Annotated in this window: 20 protein-coding genes; 2 read left to right on the forward strand and 18 right to left on the reverse strand. The window is 58.9% G+C overall.

Annotated elements, in window-relative coordinates; all coding sequences use genetic code 11:
- Positions 1 to 3: 3 nt before the first annotated feature.
- Complete coding sequence (locus tag CXK91_RS17030; RefSeq protein WP_103457279.1) at positions 4 to 624, reverse strand: TetR/AcrR family transcriptional regulator; 621 nt, start codon at positions 622 to 624, stop codon at positions 4 to 6.
- Between the two features lie 73 nt (positions 625 to 697).
- Between CXK91_RS17030 and CXK91_RS17035 the strand changes: the two genes are divergently transcribed.
- Positions 698 to 1,831: an aminotransferase class V-fold PLP-dependent enzyme gene (locus tag CXK91_RS17035; protein ID WP_103457280.1), complete on the forward strand. Its 1,134-nt coding sequence runs from the start codon at positions 698 to 700 to the stop codon at positions 1,829 to 1,831.
- A gap of 223 nt (positions 1,832 to 2,054) precedes the next feature.
- On the opposite strand, the gene CXK91_RS17040 is transcribed toward CXK91_RS17035, so the two are convergent.
- From CXK91_RS17040 to CXK91_RS17105, 14 genes are all read right to left on the reverse strand, one after another.
- Positions 2,055 to 3,449, reverse strand: coding sequence for an amino acid permease (locus CXK91_RS17040; protein ID WP_103457281.1), 1,395 nt, complete (start codon positions 3,447 to 3,449; stop codon positions 2,055 to 2,057).
- Between the two features lie 122 nt (positions 3,450 to 3,571).
- Entirely contained in the window at positions 3,572 to 4,357 is a 786-nt protein-coding gene (locus CXK91_RS17045; RefSeq protein WP_103457282.1) for a TatD family hydrolase, read from the reverse strand.
- 121 nt (positions 4,358 to 4,478) lie between these two features.
- Entirely contained in the window at positions 4,479 to 4,835 is a 357-nt protein-coding gene (locus tag CXK91_RS17050) for a PilZ domain-containing protein (protein WP_003283656.1), read from the reverse strand.
- Positions 4,836 to 4,866: 31 nt separating this feature from the next.
- A complete protein-coding gene (locus CXK91_RS17055; protein WP_103457283.1) occupies positions 4,867 to 5,853 on the reverse strand; it encodes a DNA polymerase III subunit delta' in 987 nt (328 codons plus the stop codon).
- The gene (gene tmk, locus CXK91_RS17060; RefSeq protein WP_103457284.1) at positions 5,846 to 6,478 is read right to left on the reverse strand and encodes a dTMP kinase; all 633 of its coding nucleotides are present in this window, start codon (positions 6,476 to 6,478) and stop codon (positions 5,846 to 5,848) included. Before tmk ends, CXK91_RS17055 begins: the two co-directional genes overlap by 8 nt.
- Positions 6,475 to 7,545 carry an endolytic transglycosylase MltG gene (mltG, locus tag CXK91_RS17065; RefSeq protein WP_103457285.1) on the reverse strand — a complete coding sequence of 357 codons (1,071 nt, stop codon included), beginning with the start codon at positions 7,543 to 7,545 and terminating at the stop codon, positions 6,475 to 6,477. The genes tmk and mltG overlap by 4 nt, the downstream gene beginning before the upstream one ends.
- On the reverse strand, positions 7,542 to 8,357 hold the full coding sequence (pabC, locus tag CXK91_RS17070; protein ID WP_103457286.1) for an aminodeoxychorismate lyase: 816 nt from the start codon (positions 8,355 to 8,357) through the stop codon (positions 7,542 to 7,544). Before pabC ends, mltG begins: the two co-directional genes overlap by 4 nt.
- 2 nt (positions 8,358 to 8,359) lie before the next feature.
- Positions 8,360 to 9,604: a beta-ketoacyl-ACP synthase II gene (gene fabF / locus CXK91_RS17075; protein WP_103457287.1), complete on the reverse strand. Its 1,245-nt coding sequence runs from the start codon at positions 9,602 to 9,604 to the stop codon at positions 8,360 to 8,362.
- A 172-nt stretch (positions 9,605 to 9,776) separates the two neighbouring features.
- Positions 9,777 to 10,013: an acyl carrier protein gene (acpP, locus tag CXK91_RS17080; protein ID WP_003283670.1), complete on the reverse strand. Its 237-nt coding sequence runs from the start codon at positions 10,011 to 10,013 to the stop codon at positions 9,777 to 9,779.
- Between the two features lie 193 nt (positions 10,014 to 10,206).
- Entirely contained in the window at positions 10,207 to 10,950 is a 744-nt protein-coding gene (gene fabG / locus CXK91_RS17085) for a 3-oxoacyl-ACP reductase FabG (RefSeq protein WP_103457288.1), read from the reverse strand.
- 14 nt (positions 10,951 to 10,964) lie between these two features.
- Positions 10,965 to 11,903, reverse strand: a complete 939-nt coding sequence (fabD, locus tag CXK91_RS17090) for an ACP S-malonyltransferase (protein WP_103457289.1) — start codon at positions 11,901 to 11,903, stop codon at positions 10,965 to 10,967.
- Between the two features lie 62 nt (positions 11,904 to 11,965).
- Positions 11,966 to 13,036 (reverse strand): phosphate acyltransferase PlsX, encoded by a 1,071-nt coding sequence (plsX, locus tag CXK91_RS17095; RefSeq protein WP_103457290.1) that lies wholly within the window; start codon positions 13,034 to 13,036, stop codon positions 11,966 to 11,968.
- Between the two features lie 3 nt (positions 13,037 to 13,039).
- Complete coding sequence (rpmF, locus tag CXK91_RS17100) at positions 13,040 to 13,222, reverse strand: 50S ribosomal protein L32 (RefSeq protein ID WP_003283674.1); 183 nt, start codon at positions 13,220 to 13,222, stop codon at positions 13,040 to 13,042.
- Between the two features lie 12 nt (positions 13,223 to 13,234).
- The gene (locus CXK91_RS17105; protein WP_103457291.1) at positions 13,235 to 13,762 is read right to left on the reverse strand and encodes a YceD family protein; all 528 of its coding nucleotides are present in this window, start codon (positions 13,760 to 13,762) and stop codon (positions 13,235 to 13,237) included.
- A gap of 104 nt (positions 13,763 to 13,866) precedes the next feature.
- Between CXK91_RS17105 and CXK91_RS17110 the strand changes: the two genes are divergently transcribed.
- A complete protein-coding gene (locus CXK91_RS17110) occupies positions 13,867 to 14,445 on the forward strand; it encodes a Maf family protein (RefSeq protein WP_103457292.1) in 579 nt (192 codons plus the stop codon).
- A 20-nt stretch (positions 14,446 to 14,465) separates the two neighbouring features.
- Here the strand turns inward: CXK91_RS17110 and sppA are convergent, their stop codons facing one another.
- From sppA to rluC, 3 genes are read right to left on the reverse strand one after another with little or no spacing between them, the layout of a single operon-like run.
- Positions 14,466 to 15,449: a signal peptide peptidase SppA gene (gene sppA, locus CXK91_RS17115; RefSeq protein ID WP_103457293.1), complete on the reverse strand. Its 984-nt coding sequence runs from the start codon at positions 15,447 to 15,449 to the stop codon at positions 14,466 to 14,468.
- Entirely contained in the window at positions 15,439 to 16,125 is a 687-nt protein-coding gene (locus CXK91_RS17120; protein WP_103457294.1) for an HAD-IA family hydrolase, read from the reverse strand. Before CXK91_RS17120 ends, sppA begins: the two co-directional genes overlap by 11 nt.
- Positions 16,118 to 17,071: a 23S rRNA pseudouridine(955/2504/2580) synthase RluC gene (rluC, locus tag CXK91_RS17125; protein WP_103457295.1), complete on the reverse strand. Its 954-nt coding sequence runs from the start codon at positions 17,069 to 17,071 to the stop codon at positions 16,118 to 16,120. The genes CXK91_RS17120 and rluC overlap by 8 nt, the downstream gene beginning before the upstream one ends.
- Between the last annotated feature and the right edge of the window lie 133 nt (positions 17,072 to 17,204).

Here is a 17,204-nt window from a genome sequence, read left to right on the forward strand (position 1 = left end):
GGATCAGTCGCGCTTGCGCTTGTTGCCCATGCGCACGCCAATGTCCATCAGAAACTGGAAGAAGCCGTCCTGATCCTCCAGCACGTTGCTCCAGAAAGGCGAGTGGTACAGCGCCACGGCTCCGTGCACCAGCGCCCAGGCGGCGCAATAGTGGAAGTAAGGCGGCACATCCTCCAGTTTGCCTTCGGCGATGCGTCCTTTGATTAGCTGAGTCAGGTGTTCGAAATTGGAGGCGCGGATGCTGTGTAGCTGCTCGACCATCTCCGGCACCTGATTGCCTTTGACTACTTTCTCTTCGAGACGGTCGAACAAGCGATAGCGCTGTGGGTCACCCATGCGGAACTCGAAGTAAGCACGCGAAAGCGCTTCCTTGTCGCGATCCAGATCAGGCGAGTGCAACAACTTGTTCAGATCGCGCTCGTAATCGAGCATCAGCCGCAGATAGATTTCGGCCTTGGACTTGAAGTGCTTGTAGATGGTGCCTTTGCCGATACCAACCGCATCGGCAATCATCTCGACGGTAACGCTGTCCTCTCCTTGATCGAGAAAGAGCTGCAACGCAGTGTCGAGGATTTCCTGTTCGCGGCGACGAAATTCGCGGACCTTACGAGGTTCATTCTGCATAAGAGGCTGCTTAGGTGAATATCAAGGCAGCCATTATGCCTAACCGGTCATGAAATGCACGGAACATCCATCCATGATTCAAATCAATGACGAATTTCCTCAAATAGTCGGATTGCGATATCTGAACCACGCAGCCGTCGCGCCCTGGCCTCTCCGAGCCGCACAGGCGGTAAGTGCTTTCGCTGAACAGAACGCGACCCTCGGTGCGCGCGACTATCCACAATGGCTCAAGGTGGAACACAGCTTGCGTCAGCGGCTGACGCGGCTGCTCAATGCGCCGACCAGCGCGGATGTCGCACTGGTAAAGAACACCTCCGAAGCCCTGTCATTTGTGGCGTTCGGACTGGACTGGAAAAGCGGGGATCAAATCGTTATCAGCGATGAAGAGTTTCCGTCCAACCGCGTCGTTTGGGAGGCGCTGCGGCCACAAGGCGTCGAAGTCATTCAGGTCAGTCTCAAGGGGAAGGATCCCGAGGGTGACCTTCTGGCCGCGTGTGGTCCACGGGTGCGACTTATGGCGATCAGCGCCGTGCAATACGCCAGCGGCATGCGTCTGGATCTGGCGCGTCTGGGCGAAGGCTGCGAGCAACACGGGGTACTCCTGTGCATCGATGCGATTCAGCAGTTGGGCGCCCTGCCCTTCGATGTACAGCAAAGCCGCTGCGCCTTCGCCATGGCGGACGGTCACAAATGGATGCTCGGCCCTGAGGGGCTCGGTGTTTTCTATTGTCGTAGCGACCTGCGCGATCAGCTGAAACTGCACGAATACGGCTGGCACATGCTGGAACACGCTGGCGACTACGACCGCATGGATTGGGAGCCAGCGCGCAGCGCCAGACGCTTCGAGTGCGGCAGCCCGAACCTGCTGGGTGCAATGGCACTGGAAGCCAGTCTATCCCTGCTTGAGGAAGTCGGAATGGTGCAGGTAGCCAAAGCGCTGGATGAGCGTATCGAATGGCTGACTCAAGGGCTCAATGGCCTGAACGGAATCGAAATCCTGTCGTCAGGCCAGACGCAACGCCGCTCCGGCATTATCGCGTTCCGCCTCGAGGGGTGGGCGAATGCGGCACTGTTCGAACGCCTCAAGGCTGCACAGGTAGTTTGCGCATTGCGCGGCGGCGGCATCCGCTTCTCGCCGCATTTCTACACGCCAGAACGGGTGATCGAAGAAACGCTTGCCCTGTTACGGGACACAGCTGCGCACTGACGGCGATCAACCAGCGAGACATGTATTCCAAATGCGTTTAAAAATCGCGCAAATCCGCCTGCACAGTGGAGATACAGCGCTAATACTTGAGTAACTGGCCGGGCAATCCCCCCACTGCCCAGCCAGATGAGGTCGCTAGGATTGCGATTTCATACTCCTAATGGTCTTGGCCCGGTTTCTCAGGAAACCGGGTTTTTTTTGCCTCATGACCGCTAGAGAAGCACTACATCGCCTTCGCAAGCAGACGAGCCCGAAGCTGATAGCACAGCCAAAGGAAGCCAACCCATACGGGAATGGCGAAAACCGACATGCGAATGCCCGGCAGCCACAGCATGATGACCAGTATTCCACCCACGAAGGCTAGGCACAGGTAATTGCTCAGCGGGAACCAAAACGCCTTGAAGCTTGGCTCAACCCCTTGGCGCTGCATTGCACGACGGAACTTGAGGTGCGCAAGACTGATCATCGCCCAGTTGATCACCAACGCAGCCACAGCGAGGGACATAAGCACTTCGAGAGCGCCTTGCGGAAACAGGTAGTTCACTGCCACGCAGAGCAGCGTTACCAACGCCGACACACCCACCGCGAGGACTGGCACCCCACGGGCGTTGATCTTCATCAGACTGCGCGGCGCATCGCCCTGCTCTGCCAGGCCGTACAGCATACGGCTGTTGCAATACACGCCACTGTTATAGACCGACAGCGCCGCGGTGAGCACGACGAAGTTGAGCAGGTGCGCAGCCGTGTCGCTGCCGATCAGCGAAAATATCTGCACGAAAGGACTGCCACTGTAGGGATCGCCCGCCGAACCCAACGTCTGCAGCAGCGCGTCCCAGGGATAAAGCGCCAATAGCACCGTCAAGGCGCCTATGTAAAAGATCAGAATACGATAGACGACCTGATTGATTGCCTTGGGGATAACCGTTTTCGGGTCCGCCGCTTCCGCCGCTGTGATGCCAACCAGCTCAAGGCCGCCAAAGGAAAACATGATGATCGCCAAGGCTAGCAACATGCCACTGAAGCCATTGGGAAAAAACCCACCATGCGCCCAAAGATTGCTGATGCTCGCCTGCTCGCCCCCCTGGCCACTGACCAGCAGGAAAAGCCCGAGCAGAATCATGCCGACGATCGCGGCGACCTTGACGATGGCGAACCAGAACTCGGCTTCACCAAAGGCTTTGACGTTACTGAGGTTGATCAGATTGATCAGAACAAAGAACGCAGTGGCTGTCGCCCAAGTCGGAATCTCGGGCCACCAGAACTGCACGTACTTGCCCACCGCCGTCAGCTCGGCCATGCCTACCAGAACGTAGAGCACCCAGTAATTCCAGCCGGAAAGAAATCCCGCATACCCGCCGCCGTACTTGTGTGCGAAGTGGCTGAAGGAACCTGCAACCGGCTCCTCGACGATCATCTCGCCGAGCTGGCGCATGATCAGAAAAGCGATGAAGCCACCAATCGCGTAGCCAAGAATCATCGACGGCCCAGCGCTTCTCAATACCCCTGCCGAGCCCAGAAATAACCCGGTGCCAATCGCGCCGCCGAGCGCAATCAGCTGGATATGGCGATTCTTCAGCCCACGTTGGAGCGATCCGGTGTGTAGCGTCTCAGCGGTCATGCGCCACCTTGGGGTCAATAGAGCGGTACAGCGCGATACGCAAAGCGTCCGATGCGAGCTGGCAAACGGGAAACAATCGATACACGCCCTAAGATGCAGTCAGCGAGTGCTCGACTGCCACGTCAGCCGCCAACCCTTGCCTGCGGAAACAGCGTTTTGAAATTCGCTGTGGTCTGTTCGGCCAGCGCATCGAAGGAAACGCCGCGCAGCTCGGCGAGAAACTCAGCCACTTCGCGCACGTACTGCGGCAGGTTCGGTTTGCCGCGATACGGTATCGGCGCCAGATAAGGTGCATCTGTTTCGACCAGCAAACGATCAGCGGGGACCTGCCGAGCCACGTCTCGCAGCGCATCGGCGTTGCGGAAAGTGACGATTCCAGAGAGCGAGATATAGAACCCCAGATCAAGCGCCGCCTTGGCCATTTCCCAGTCCTCGGTGAAACAATGCAGCACGCCCGCTTGGGGTAGCGACGCCTCCCGCAGCAATGCCAGCGTATCGGCGCGCGCCGCACGGGTATGAACGATCACCGGCTTGCCCGTGAGCCGAGCAGCTTCGAGGTGCAGGCGGAACGACTGCTGCTGCATCTGCGCCGCACCCGGCTCGTAGTGATAGTCCAGCCCCGTTTCACCGATGGCGACAGCATGCGGATGCTGCAACTCGCTCAGCAACCAATCCAGCACCGGCTGGCTCGTCGATTCCAGATCCAGAGGGTGGACGCCGATCGAGCAATCGACATCAGCATAACGTTCGGCCAAAGCCTTTACCGCTGCGGTGTTATCGGCGCTTACACCGATACAGAGGAAGTGCCCGACCCCGCGTGATCGAGCAGCGTCCAGCGCTGCATCGAGTGAGCCGTCGTGGGCGGTCAGGTCGAGTCGGTCAAGGTGACAGTGGGAATCTACCAACATGAAAGGCACTACTTGCTATCGCGAAAAAGGGGCGATTGTAGAGCAAATAGCAGACGATCAGGAAAGACGAACAGACTTGCGGCTAGCTGCAGGCATCGAGCAAGCGCCAGTCGCCTGGGCGCTACATCGTGTGGGTTGGACGGTCCGATTTGAGTGCACCGGCCAAATAGGTTTCGATTTTGTTGCGCGCCGTACTGTCGCCTTCATTGAACTGCACGCCAATACCGGCAGCGCGACTGCCTTGGGCGCCTTTAGGCGTAATCCAGACCACCTTGCCTGCAACCGGAATCTTCTCCGGCTCATCCATCAGGTTGAGGAGCATGAATACCTCATCGCCAAGCTTGTAGCTCTTGTTGGTCGGAATGAACAATCCGCCATGTTTGATGAAGGGCATGAACGCCGCGTAGAGCACCGACTTGTCCTTGATGGTCAAGGACAGAATGCCATTACGTGGTCCAAGATTTGCTGGCAGGCTCATGCGGTGTTCCTAACGAAAATTCCAGTCGATTCTAGCCCGTGCCGGGCAGCGTTGCCCACTGCACCAGTAGCGCTTCGAGAAGCAACACACGGTTGAGGTTAGCTTTGCCCAGCACTTTCTGACGATGTTCGAGTAGCCAGTCCTGCAGCGCCATCACTTTGGACTGCGGTGATTTCTGCGCAAGGTACTGCAACACCTTCTGCATATCGGCAGCACCGAGCTCCGCTGCATCACCGGCCATCTGATAACGCAGGATCAAATGCGCCCACTCGCAGAACCAATCGAACAGCAGAATCAGCGGCAGCGCATTCCAGCCCTCGGCCAGCTGGCTAGGTGACTGTTGTTGCTTGAGCAGCTTCTTCACCCCCTCGACCACCAAAGCTCGCAGCTCCAGCACTTTCTGGTCGTGAAGTTTCAGCGCCGCCAAAGGCGAGCCAGCCGCCAAGGTCAGTAGCTGCTCCCGAAGATCCGATGCCAGCTCCGGTAGCTGTCCCGCAAGCCAGTCAAGACTCTGCTGGCGCCCCGGCAGTGGGCAGGCCTGCTGCACGCAGCGGCTTTTGATCGTCGGCAGCAGACGGCTGGGCTGATGGCTGATGAGCAGCAGCACGGTATCGCCGGAAGGCTCCTCGAGACTTTTCAACAATGCATTGGCCGCATTCAGGTTCATCGCCTCGGCTGGCTCCAGCAATATCACCTTGCGTCCGCCCAACTGCGCCGTCTGAGTGACGAAGCCGACCAGGTCGCGCACCTGATCGACCCGGATGGCCTTATCGACCTCCTCCGGTTCGAGAATGTAATGGTCTGGATGCGTATGCGCTGCCAGCAACTGGCAGCCTTTGCACTTACCGCACGCACTCGCACTGACGGGGCGCTGACACAGCAGCAGCGCCATCAATTGCTCAGCCAGTAAGCGCTTACCGATACCGCCCGGACCATGCAGCAGGTAGGCATGAGCATGCTGAGTGCGCCCTGCCAGCTGCCGCCAGAGCTCGGCCTGCCAGGGAAGAACGTCAGCCACCGAGGCGCTCCATCAGGTCAGGAATCAGTGCTTCAACATCCTGCTGCACGGCAGCAAGCGCCTGACCGGCGTCGATAATCCGGTACCGTGAAGGTGCAGCCTCAGCACGTGCCAAATAAGCGCGTCGCACCGACTCGAAAAAGCGAACGCCCTCCTGCTCAAAGCGATCAAGGCGGCCCCGCGCCACCGCGCGGGCAAGCCCTACCTCGATTGGAAGATCGAAGATTAAAGTCAAATCAGGACGCAGATCGCCTTGCACGAACGTTTCCAGCTGCGCTATTCGTTCGAGCGAGAGCCCGCGGCCGCCCCCTTGGTAAGCGTAGGTGGCATCGGTAAAACGATCACACAAAACGACCGCACCACGTTCCAAGGCAGGCCTTATGACGCGCGCCACATGCTGAGCACGTGCGGCAAACACCAGCAGGAGCTCGGTATCCGCCGCCATCGGCTCGTCTGCGGGAGTCAGCAGCAGCTCACGAATGCGCTCAGCCAGCGGCGTACCGCCAGGCTCGCGCGTCAGCTCTACATCCAGGCCGCGAGCTCGCAAGCGTTCCGCGAGGTACTCTCGATTAGTGCTCTTGCCAGCGCCTTCCGGGCCTTCAAGGGTGATGAATAGTCCGTTCATTGGGCGCTTTCACTGGTAGCCGGTGCCTGCCGAGGCGCCGGGCTGGAGCGGTAGTCGGCACGGCGCTTGAGCTGGTACTCGCGGACCGCACGGTTATGCTGATCGAGCGTATCGCTGAAGACGTGGCTGCCATCGCCTCGGGCTACAAAGAAGAGGCTGGTGCCGTCGGCCGGATGCAATGCCGCGTGGATCGCCTCTCGCCCGACCATGGCGATGGGCGTTGGCGGCAATCCGGGTGTGGTGTAAGTGTTGTAAGGCGTCGGAGTACGCAGATCGTTCCGGGTGATACGGCCACGGTAAGCCTCGCCCATGCCGTAGATCACCGTCGGGTCTGTTTGTAATAGCATGCCGCGCGCCAACCGACGCATGAACACCCCGGATATTTCACCACGCTCGTGCGGTACACCAGTTTCCTTCTCAATGATCGAAGCCATGATCAGCGCTTGGTAAGCATCTTTGTAGGGAAGGCCTTCTGTGCGTTGCTGCCATTCCTCCTCGAGCACCTGCTCCAGCCGCGCATAAGCACGCCGCAGCAGCTCGATATCGGAAGTGCCTCGGGTGAAACGGTAGGTATCCGGGAAGAATCGGCCTTCCGGATGCAGGTCTGGCGCACCGATGCGCGCCATGATGTCAGCATCCGACAGACCATCCAGTGTCTGCTCGATCTTGGGCTGATTCTGCAGCGCGGCACGCAGCTGACGGAAGTTCCAACCCTCGACCAGGGTGAGGCTGTATTGCACCACCTCGCCGCGCTTCCAGAGCCCGACCATGTCGCGCGCGGTCATGCCTGGCGTCAGACGATATTCACCACTGTGCAGGCTCTGGCCAGACAGGTTCAGGCGCCAGTACAGCCGTAGCCAAAAAGCATCTTCCAACAGGCCCTCGGCCTCAAGCCGTTGAAATACGCCACTAGGTGTGTCGCCCGGCCGCACATCAAGCAGATGGGCATCGGTGCCCACGGACAGCGGCTGCTCCAAGGCAGCATGCTGCTTCCAGGCAAACAGCCCGAGCGCAATCACTGCCAACAGCACCACGGTCAGCAGCAGAACAAGAAATTTACGGATCACGAATCACTCAGCAGGTCGGCAACATCGGACTGCAGTTTACGGGTCAGCGGGCCGACGGGCCAGACGCGCTCGGCCAAACCTGTCACGGGCCAGACACCATAGAGGCTGTTGCAAAGAAAAACCTCGTCGGCCTGCAGCAGCTCGGCATAGCTGATATCGCGCTCGTCGACGGTAATCGCCAACCGTGACGCCCGCGCCATGATTTCGGCCCGCATGACACCGGCCACGCCGCAGCGGCTGAGCGACGCAGTAACCAGCTCGCCGTCTACGATGAGAAATAGATTGCTGAACACGCCCTCGATTACCCTTCCGGACATGTCGCGCATCAGACCTTCGGCATAGTCAGGATCGCACCATTCGGCGCGCGCCAGAACCTGCTCAAGGCGGTTCAGGTGCTTGACGCCGGCAAGCAAAGGTTGCTCGGCGAGACGTGTGGCACAGGGAAAAAGCCGTACACCAGCTTCAGCGTGCTGCTGCGGGTACGCGGGAAGCGGCGAACCTAGCAACAAGCGTTGCGGTTGACAGGGTTGCGGCGCTGCATAACCGCGCTGTCCGACACCGCGGGTGACGATTAGCTTGGCAACACCCTGCCCCAGCGCCAGGCAAAACTGCAACAGCTCATTGCGCAGGCTATCGGCATCAACGGGAATACCGAGGCGCTGGCAACCACCACTCAGACGCTGCAGATGTCGCTCGACCAGCCGCGCCTGGCCGCCTACGACGCGGATCGTCTCGAACAACCCATCGCCGTAGGCCAGACCGCGATCATGAACGGACAGGCCATCACTGGGCTGTCCGTTCAGCCAACTCAATCTCACTCGGCAAACCGGCGGAACACCAGCGAACCATTGGTCCCACCGAAACCGAAGGAGTTGGACACAGCGACTTCGATCGGCCTCGGCTTGGCATGATGCGGCACGAAGTCGAGGTCACAGCCCTCGTCTGGCTCGTGCAGATTGATGGTTGGCGGCGCCACCTGATCGCGAATCGCCAACACGCTGAAGATTGCCTCCACGGCGCCGGCCGCGCCGAGTAGATGGCCGACCATGGACTTGGTCGAACTCACCGACAACTCGTAGGCGTGATCACCGAATACGCTGCGAATCGCCGCAGCCTCGGCTTTATCACCAGCGGGAGTCGATGTGCCGTGTGCATTGATGTACTGCACCTGATCGCCATTGAGCTGAGCATCCTTCAGCGCATTGCGAATACACCGCGCCGCACCGGCCCCGTCCTCGGGCGGCGAGGTCATGTGAAACGCATCGGCGCTCATTCCGAAACCAATCAGCTCGGCATAGATGTGTGCACCGCGAGCCTTGGCATGCTCCAGCTCTTCAAGCACTAGCGCGCCCGCGCCATCGGACAGTACGAAGCCATCGCGCTCCTTGTCCCACGGGCGACTCGCTGCGGCTGGATCATCGTTACGCGTGGACAATGCCCGCGCTGCAGCAAAACCACCTATACCGAGTCCACTGGCTGCCATCTCGGAGCCGCCGGCGACCATGACATCGGCCTCGCCATAGGCGATGTTGCGCGCGGCCATGCCAATGCAATGGGTACCCGTAGTGCAGGCGGTGGCGATCGCATAGTTGGGGCCCTGCAACCCGAGGTGAATCGACAGGAAGCCAGACACCATATTGATGATGGAGCCCGGCACGAAGAATGGCGAAATACGCCGCGGGCCTTGCTCGATCAGCGCTTTGCAGCTGTTTTCGATATTGGTCAGGCCGCCGATACCCGAACCCATCGCGACTCCGATGCGCTCTCGGTTGGCGTCAGTGACCTCCAGCCCGGAATCACGCACGGCCTGAAAGCTTGCAGCAAGGCCGTATTGAATGAAGAGGTCGAGCTTGCGCGCTTCTTTTGCCGGCAGATACTGCTCGACATCGAAGCCCTTGACCGACCCGCCAAAACGAGTGGAATAGGCAGAAAGATCCATATGCTCGATCAGGCCGATGCCACTGCGGCCGGCGAGAATTCCCTGCCAGCTGCTCGGCACATCGTTACCCAGTGGCGATAGCATGCCCATCCCGGTGACTACGACGCGTCTACGCGACACAGCGATTACTCCTATTACCTAACGTACTTGGCTCGACTCCCGCCAAGACAGGACCGATCCCCCTGCTCTGGTGCGCATAGCACCCGCAACCTGGGTGAATCCTTCTCAAAGAAAAGCCGCACTACCTCGATCAAGGCAGTGCGGCTTTCCTGTTTCCGAAGCGGATTACAACTTACTGCGCGTGCGCATTGATGTAATCGATGGCTTCCTGAACGGTGGTGATTTTCTCAGCCTGCTCGTCCGGGATTTCGGTCTCGAATTCCTCTTCCAGAGCCATCACCAGCTCAACGGTGTCAAGAGAGTCGGCACCCAGGTCTTCGACGAAGGAAGCGCTGTTGGTTACTTCCTCTTCTTTAACGCCAAGTTGCTCGGCAACGATTTTCTTGACGCGTTCTTCGATGGTGCTCATACCTTGTTTTCACTCCTATGGAAAAATCAGGCAGCTGGTCTGCGCGGTAGTGTATAGAAAGCGTTTTCCGCATTTCAAGCTGGAAGCAGGCAAGCATGACGCCGCCTTCAACCATCTGTCTATAACGCAGCTGCAGTTTATAGCTAATTTAAAGACAGCCCTTATGACTGTCCTCCTGCGTTGGCCGTCACACTCAGCTCATGTACATGCCGCCATTCACCGGAACCGTAGCACCAGTTACATAAGCAGCGCCGTCCGAAGCGAGAAACGCGACGACCTTGGCAATTTCTTCGGCCTGACCGAGACGCCCCAGGGGAATTTGCCCCAGGAGCGCATCGCGCTGGGCTTCCGGCAACTCGCGAGTCATATCGGTATCAATGAAACCGGGCGCCACGGAGTTCACCGTGATGCCACGCGACCCAACCTCACGAGCCAATGCACGACTGAAACCCTCCAGACCGGCTTTGGCTGCCGCGTAGTTTACCTGTCCGGCGTTGCCCATGGCACCAACCACCGAACCGATATTGATGATTCGTCCCCAGCGCGCCTTCGTCATGCCACGCAGTACGCCCTTTGTGAGGCGATACAGGCTGCTCAAATTGGTATTGATGACATCATGCCATTCGTCATCTTTCATACGCAGCATGAGGTTATCGCGGGTGATACCGGCATTATTGACCAGAATTGCCGGCTGCCCAAGATGCTGCTGGATGTGCTCGAGGGTGGTGCTGACCGACTCGTCATTGCCAACATCAAGTACCAGCCCGGCACCTTCGATACCGTTGCTCTTCAGTGTCTCGGCAATGCGCTCGGCACCGGACGGCGTAGTTGCAGTACCGATAACGATTGCGCCCTGGCGGCCCAACTCAAGGGCAATGGCCTGGCCAATACCACGGCTTGCGCCGGTTACCAACGCCACCTTACCTTGCAGATTCATAGCATTCTCCTTGTTCAAGCCAATGCGGCACGAGTTGCCGCGAAGGCCTCGGGGGTATCCAGATTGTAGGTGCTGACGCCCTTGACGCAGCGCTTGTTGAGGCCAGATAGAACCTTGCCGGGGCCGCACTCGACCAACGAGGTAACGCCCCGTTCGCCCAGGGCCACCATCGATTCGACCCAACGCACCGGACTGTAAAGCTGAGCCAGCAGATCGCGCTTGAGTGCATCCATATCTGCAACGACTGCGGCGCTGACGTTCTGCACCAGCGGAATCTGCGGCGACTGCCATTCGATCGCCGCTACCGACGCAGCAAAACGCTCCGCCGCTGGGCGCATCAGGTCGCAATGGGACGGCACGCTCACCGGCAATCCCATCGCACGCTTGGCGCCTCTGGCCTTGCATGCCTCGATGGCGCGTTCCACCGCCGCAGCACCACCTGCAATCACCACCTGACCGGGTGCGTTGAAGTTGACCGCGCTGACTACCTCCCCCTGTGCGGCCTCCGCACAAGCGGCCAATACGTCGGCATCCTCCAGCCCGAGAATAGCCGCCATGCCACCCTGCCCAGCCGGTACGGCCTGCTGCATCAACTGCCCACGCAACTCGACCAGCTTGACTGCATCGGCAAAGGCCAGGCACCCAGCGGCCACTAGGGCGGAATACTCACCCAAACTGTGCCCGGCAACGAAGGCAGGCCGTGCGCCGCCCTCGGCCTGCCACAAACGCCAGATAGCAATGGACGCACAGAGAATGGCCGGCTGGGTCTTGTCGGTCTGATTCAACTGCTCTTCCGGACCATTCTGGGTCAGCGCCCAGAGGTCATAACCTAGCGCTGAAGACGCCTCGGCAAAGGTATCGAGAATCACGCGCTGCTGAGCACCAAGCTCAGCCAGCATGCCAAGGGATTGGGAACCTTGACCGGGGAAGACGAAAGCAAGTGATGCGGACATGAAACGACTCTCTTGTGGTTCTGTTCGTCTGAAGAATACGCCAGTGACCGGCGCCGCGAATTTCAGTTGGATGGCTGGCCATTCTCTGCAGTCACATCACCTGACTCATCAGGCGTGCGATCGGCACCCAAAAAACACCCCAACCTGCGACCCAGGAGCTCGGGAAGATCATGCTCAACATCCTGCGCAGCACGCTGTATGGCCGCCTTGAAGCCCTCCGCGCCTGCACTGCCGTGACTCTTGACCACAATACCCTGCAGGCCTAGAAAACTAGCGCCGTTATACTGCGCCGGATTGAGCTCGGCACGCAGCCTGCGCAAGAGTGGCAATGCCGCAACGCCCACAATGCGCGCGCCAAGCGAACGCCTGAACAGCGCCTCGACCCTGGCAACCAGCATCCCAGCCAACCCTTCGCTGGACTTGAGCAACACGTTACCGGCGAAGCCATCGCACACGACTACATCGGCCTCACCACGATAAAGCCCATCGCCCTCGATAAAGCCCTGGTAATTGAGCCCAGCAGCCCGCTGCAACAGCAGAGCAGCCTGTTTGACCTGCTGATTGCCCTTGATTTCCTCAGTGCCCACATTCAGCAGCGCGACCCTAGGCTGGTACCTCCCAAGGGATTCAGCCGCCACAGAACCCATCACTGCAAACTGAAAAAGTTGCTCGGGCGGGCAATCGACATTTGCGCCAAGGTCCAGCAACAGACACGGATCACCCTCCGTAGGAAGCGCCGTCACCATAGCCGGCCGATCAATACCTGGAAGGGTTTTCAAAATCAGGCGCGCCAGGGCCATTAGCGCGCCGGTGTTCCCGGCACTCACGCAGGCTTTAGCGCCACCATCACGAACCTGCTCGAGCGCAATGCGCATGGAGGAGCGCGGCTTGCCACGCAATGCCTGGGCCGGACGCTCGTCCATTCCGATCATTTCAGGTGCATCGACGATTTTCAGGCGCGCGTGATCGACCCCAGAATGCTGGGCAATGATTTGTTCAAGCAATGAAGTTTGGCCGACAAGGACCAGGTGCAGCGAGGGGTTTTCAGCCAGACAGGAAAGACTGGCAGGAACAATGCAGTGGGGACCGAAGTCCCCACCCATTGCATCGATCGCGATGACCGGAGCGGACAAGGATTACTCGTCAGCGCCCTTGTCGATCACCTTACGACCACGGTAGAAACCATCCGGGGAAACATGGTGACGCAGGTGAACTTCACCAGTGCTCTTTTCCACGGACAGAGCGTTCGGCACGAGAGCGTCATGCGAACGACGCATGTCACGGGCGGAACGGGATTTTTTGTTCTGCTGAACAGCCATTTGGATCAACTCCTAAACGTTTGGGTCACGCTTTAACTGCGCCAGTACGCTGAACGGGTTGGACCGCGTTACCTCGTCCTCACTCGGCTCGGGCTCATCTGGCCCAACCGGCGGCTGGCAAATTTCAGGGTCATGGAGTGGAACAATCGGCAGAGCAAGCAACAGCTCATCTTCGACCAGCGCCAGCAGATCCAGAGGATCCTCTCCCACTTCCAGCACGTCATACCCTTTGGGTAGGTGCTGGCTGTTCGCCCCTTCATTCACAACCGCATAATCGCACTCGCTGTGAATCGGCAGAACAACCGGCTCCAGACAACGCTGGCAAATCAGTTTGACTTCAACGTCGAGCTGACTGTGAACAACCACAGTACGCTGCTCGTCGCGCCCAAAAGAAAAACTAGCGCGCACCACACCCTGATCATCCTCAAGAGGATCTGCGAGCCGCTTTAGCTGCGACAATTGCAACTCACCAGTTAGGGTGGCCGCTCGGTCAGCAAGCTTGCGCGGATCAACGTGCGGAGGTATCGGTCCTTTCAACATAAGCGCGGCATTCTAGGGATGCGTCCTCGCCCTGTCAAAGGAATTTCCGCATGGTCTTACAACGCAGCGCATACAATTTCGTACCTATATATAAAGGAGGAATTATGCGCCACCTGCTGCTTGCTTCCAGCTCACGTTATCGCCAGCAACTACTCTCTCGCCTGCAGCTACCGTTCGACAGCTGTGCACCGGATATCGACGAAACCCGCCTTCCCGGAGAAAACGCGGAGCGCCTTGTACGCAGACTTGCCGAGCACAAGGCTAGAGCGCTGGCCGAACGATACCCGAACCATCTGATCATCGGTTCTGATCAAGTTGCCGTGCTGGGCCAGGAAATTCTCGGAAAGCCCCACACGTTCGAACGCGCAAAACGGCAACTGCAACTTGCCAGCGGCAGCAGCGTCAGCTTCCTCACCGGCGTAGCTCTGCTCGATAGCGGTAGCAACCGCATCCAAGTGGATTGCGTACCTTTTACCGTGCACTTTCGAAAACTGGATGAGGCACAGATCGAGCGCTATCTGAAGATTGAGCAACCCTTCGACTGTGCAGGCAGCTTCAAAGCCGAAGGGCTTGGCATCTGCCTTTTCCGCACCACCGAGGGCGAGGACGTCACCAGCCTTGTCGGCCTGCCGCTGATACGCCTGGTGGACATGCTGCTGAACGAAGGCGTAGAGCTTCCCTAATCACGCAAGCCGGCGCCCCGCTATCGCAGCGCCGGCCCCTGCAGCCCGACCAGTATCGCTAGACGCTCAGCCACACCAGCCCCAAGCTTCTTGGTGAAACGATCGAGCGGCGACTCCTTGACCGTAAAATCAACGAGCTCAGGCTCACCGATTACTTCACGCGCCACATGAGCTGTACTGCCCAGACCATCGATCAAACCCAGCTCCAGCGCCTGCTCACCTGACCAGACCAACCCGGAAAACAACTCTGGATGCTGCGAATCCTGGAGGCGATCTCCGCGACCTCGCTTGACGCTATCGATGAACTGCTGATGGGTCGTCGCAAGAACGCTACGCCAGAACTGGGTTTCCTCAGGCTTTTCCGGCTGAAACGGATCAAGAAACGCCTTGTGCTCGCCGGAGGTGTAAACACGTCGCTCAACACCGAGCTTTTCCATGGTGTCGACAAAACCGAAAGTGGCTGCAGTTACACCGATTGAGCCGACCAGACTGGATTTGTCGGCATAAATCTCGTCTGCAGCACTGGCGATGTAGTACGCACCCGACGCACCGAGATCAGTAATCACCGCGTACACCTTGATCGACGGGTACTCGCCACGCAAACGCCGGATCTCGTCATAGATGTAACCCGATTGCACCGGACTGCCGCCAGGGCTGTTGATGCGCAGGACGATTCCTTTGGTGTTCGCATCCTCGAAGGCAGCGCGCAAGGCGCCCACTATGTTATCCGCGCTGGCGGATTCCTCATCGGCGATCATCCCGCGCACATTGATCACTGCCGTGTGGCTCTCCTGAGCACCTCTGCTCTTGCCAAACTGCAGTGCCGGCGAAAATAAAGCCAGCGCACCGAACAGATATACGAAGGTCAACAGCTTGAAAAATATGCCCCAGCGCCTAGCGCGGCGCTGCTCCTGAACCCCGGCAAGCAGCGTTTTCTCCAGCAGCTTCCAGCTGTTGCGCTCTTCCTTGGCTTCCCCAACCGGAGCTTTCCACTCATCCGACATAGTCACCCACCTCAGTACCAGCTACGGAGCGCAACCAGGTGCCGAGCTCCGAAAAATGATTGATCGTCATGCGAGGCTCAAACCGCCGCAGGACATCCAGCGGCTGCGCACCATAAGCGACAGCCACGCTGTCCACCCCGGCGCGATGAGCCATCTGCAGATCGAACACAGAATCACCGACCATCAGAGCCCGCTCCGGCTGCGCATCACAATGAGCGAGGATCTGGCGAATCATCAGCGGGTCAGGCTTGCTGGCCGTCTCATCCGCACAGCGCGTAATATCGAAGAAACCTACCAAGTCCTGCCCCGCCAGAACACGGTCGAGACCGCGCCGCCCCTTGCCAGTAGCAACAGCAAGCAGATATCCAGCATCACGAAAAGCTGACAGAGCCTCGGCAACGCCGGGATACAGCGGCGAAGGCTGAGCCTCCAAAGCCAAGTAGTGCTCGCCGTAGCGAAGGCGAAACTCATGGATCAGCGCGTCATCAGCGCGATCCGGGTACAGCACGCCAATCGCCTCGGGCAGAGCCAGCCCGATGATGCCTTTTACATCAGCATCATCAAGCCTCGGCAGGCCGCAGCTTTGCGCAGCAACATGTATCGACTCGACAATACGGCCAATCGAGTCAGCCAAGGTGCCGTCCCAGTCGAATATCAGAACCCGGTAGCTACTCACCAAGACGCTCCAACGTCCGCGCCCACATCTCGTCGACCGGCGCCTCGAATGACAACTCGCCGCCGTCGGGAAGCGGCACCTTCAACGCGTAGGCATGCAAAAACAAACGCTTGCCGCCCAGCTCGCGAATCACCCGTGTGAACTCCTCATCACCGTACTTGCTGTCCCCAGCAATGCTATGCCCAGCGTGACGCGCGTGAACACGAATCTGATGGGTGCGCCCGGTCACTGGCTTTGCCTCAACCAGGGTTGCGAACTCACCAAATCGGCGAAGCACACGAAACAGCGTCAGCGCCTCCTTACCGTCCTCGGTCACCTCAACCATCCGCTCGCCAGAGCGCAGCGTATTCTTCAGCAGAGGCGCATTGACCTGCTTCTTTGAGGTCTCCCATCGGCCGCGCACCAGCGCCATGTAACGCTTGTCAACACCGTCACTTCGAAGAGCCTGATGCAAGTGACGCAACATGCTGCGCTTCTTGGCGATCATCAACAGCCCCGAGGTATCCCGATCCAGACGATGCACCAGCTCAAGCTCCTTGGCATCTGGGCGCAGCTGGCGCAGCGCTTCGATTACGCCATAGCTGAGCCCGCTGCCGCCATGCACCGCTATACCGGCAGGCTTGTTCAGCACGATAAGCGCCTTGTCCTCGTAAACGATGGCTTTTTCCAGCCTTTCAAGCAGCCCCTGAGCAAGAGGCTCAGGTTCGTCGCGCTCAGCCAGCCGCAGCGGAGGTACGCGTACTAAGTCGCCAGCCTGCAGCTTGTACTCAGGCTTGATCCGTCCCTTGTTCACCCGCACCTCGCCCTTACGCAAGATGCGGTAAATCAAGGTCTTGGGTACGCCTTTTAGCTGGTTGCGAAGAAAGTTGTCGATGCGCTGGCCGGCAAGTTCCGGCGCTACCTCGAGTATTTGCACACCGGAGGTCTGGGAGGGGGTATTGGTCATCGGGGCATCATATCAATTTTCATGGATTTGAAGCACTTAAACATTGCTGTTATAGTCCCGAACGCCGCCAAAAGCGGCCAGGCTCAGGGATGCCAGCGTTACCGCCAACCCTGACCGGCAAAAAGTGTTCTAG

Source organism: Stutzerimonas stutzeri (genome assembly GCF_002909485.1).
Classification (GTDB): domain Bacteria; phylum Pseudomonadota; class Gammaproteobacteria; order Pseudomonadales; family Pseudomonadaceae; genus Stutzerimonas; species Stutzerimonas stutzeri_AH.

Coding starts and splice junctions, on each gene's coding strand:
- CXK91_RS17030 (WP_103457279.1), bottom strand. CDS start 624: ATGCAGAATGAACCTCGTAAGGTCCGCGAATTTCGTCGCCGCGAACAG.
- CXK91_RS17035 (WP_103457280.1), top strand. CDS start 698: ATGATTCAAATCAATGACGAATTTCCTCAAATAGTCGGATTGCGATAT.
- CXK91_RS17040 (WP_103457281.1), bottom strand. CDS start 3,449: ATGACCGCTGAGACGCTACACACCGGATCGCTCCAACGTGGGCTGAAG.
- CXK91_RS17045 (WP_103457282.1), bottom strand. CDS start 4,357: ATGTTGGTAGATTCCCACTGTCACCTTGACCGACTCGACCTGACCGCC.
- CXK91_RS17050 (WP_003283656.1), bottom strand. CDS start 4,835: ATGAGCCTGCCAGCAAATCTTGGACCACGTAATGGCATTCTGTCCTTG.
- tmk (WP_103457284.1), bottom strand. CDS start 6,478: ATGAACGGACTATTCATCACCCTTGAAGGCCCGGAAGGCGCTGGCAAG.
- acpP (WP_003283670.1), bottom strand. CDS start 10,013: ATGAGCACCATCGAAGAACGCGTCAAGAAAATCGTTGCCGAGCAACTT.
- fabG (WP_103457288.1), bottom strand. CDS start 10,950: ATGAATCTGCAAGGTAAGGTGGCGTTGGTAACCGGCGCAAGCCGTGGT.
- fabD (WP_103457289.1), bottom strand. CDS start 11,903: ATGTCCGCATCACTTGCTTTCGTCTTCCCCGGTCAAGGTTCCCAATCC.
- rpmF (WP_003283674.1), bottom strand. CDS start 13,222: ATGGCTGTTCAGCAGAACAAAAAATCCCGTTCCGCCCGTGACATGCGT.
- CXK91_RS17105 (WP_103457291.1), bottom strand. CDS start 13,762: ATGTTGAAAGGACCGATACCTCCGCACGTTGATCCGCGCAAGCTTGCT.
- CXK91_RS17110 (WP_103457292.1), top strand. CDS start 13,867: ATGCGCCACCTGCTGCTTGCTTCCAGCTCACGTTATCGCCAGCAACTA.
- sppA (WP_103457293.1), bottom strand. CDS start 15,449: ATGTCGGATGAGTGGAAAGCTCCGGTTGGGGAAGCCAAGGAAGAGCGC.
- rluC (WP_103457295.1), bottom strand. CDS start 17,071: ATGACCAATACCCCCTCCCAGACCTCCGGTGTGCAAATACTCGAGGTA.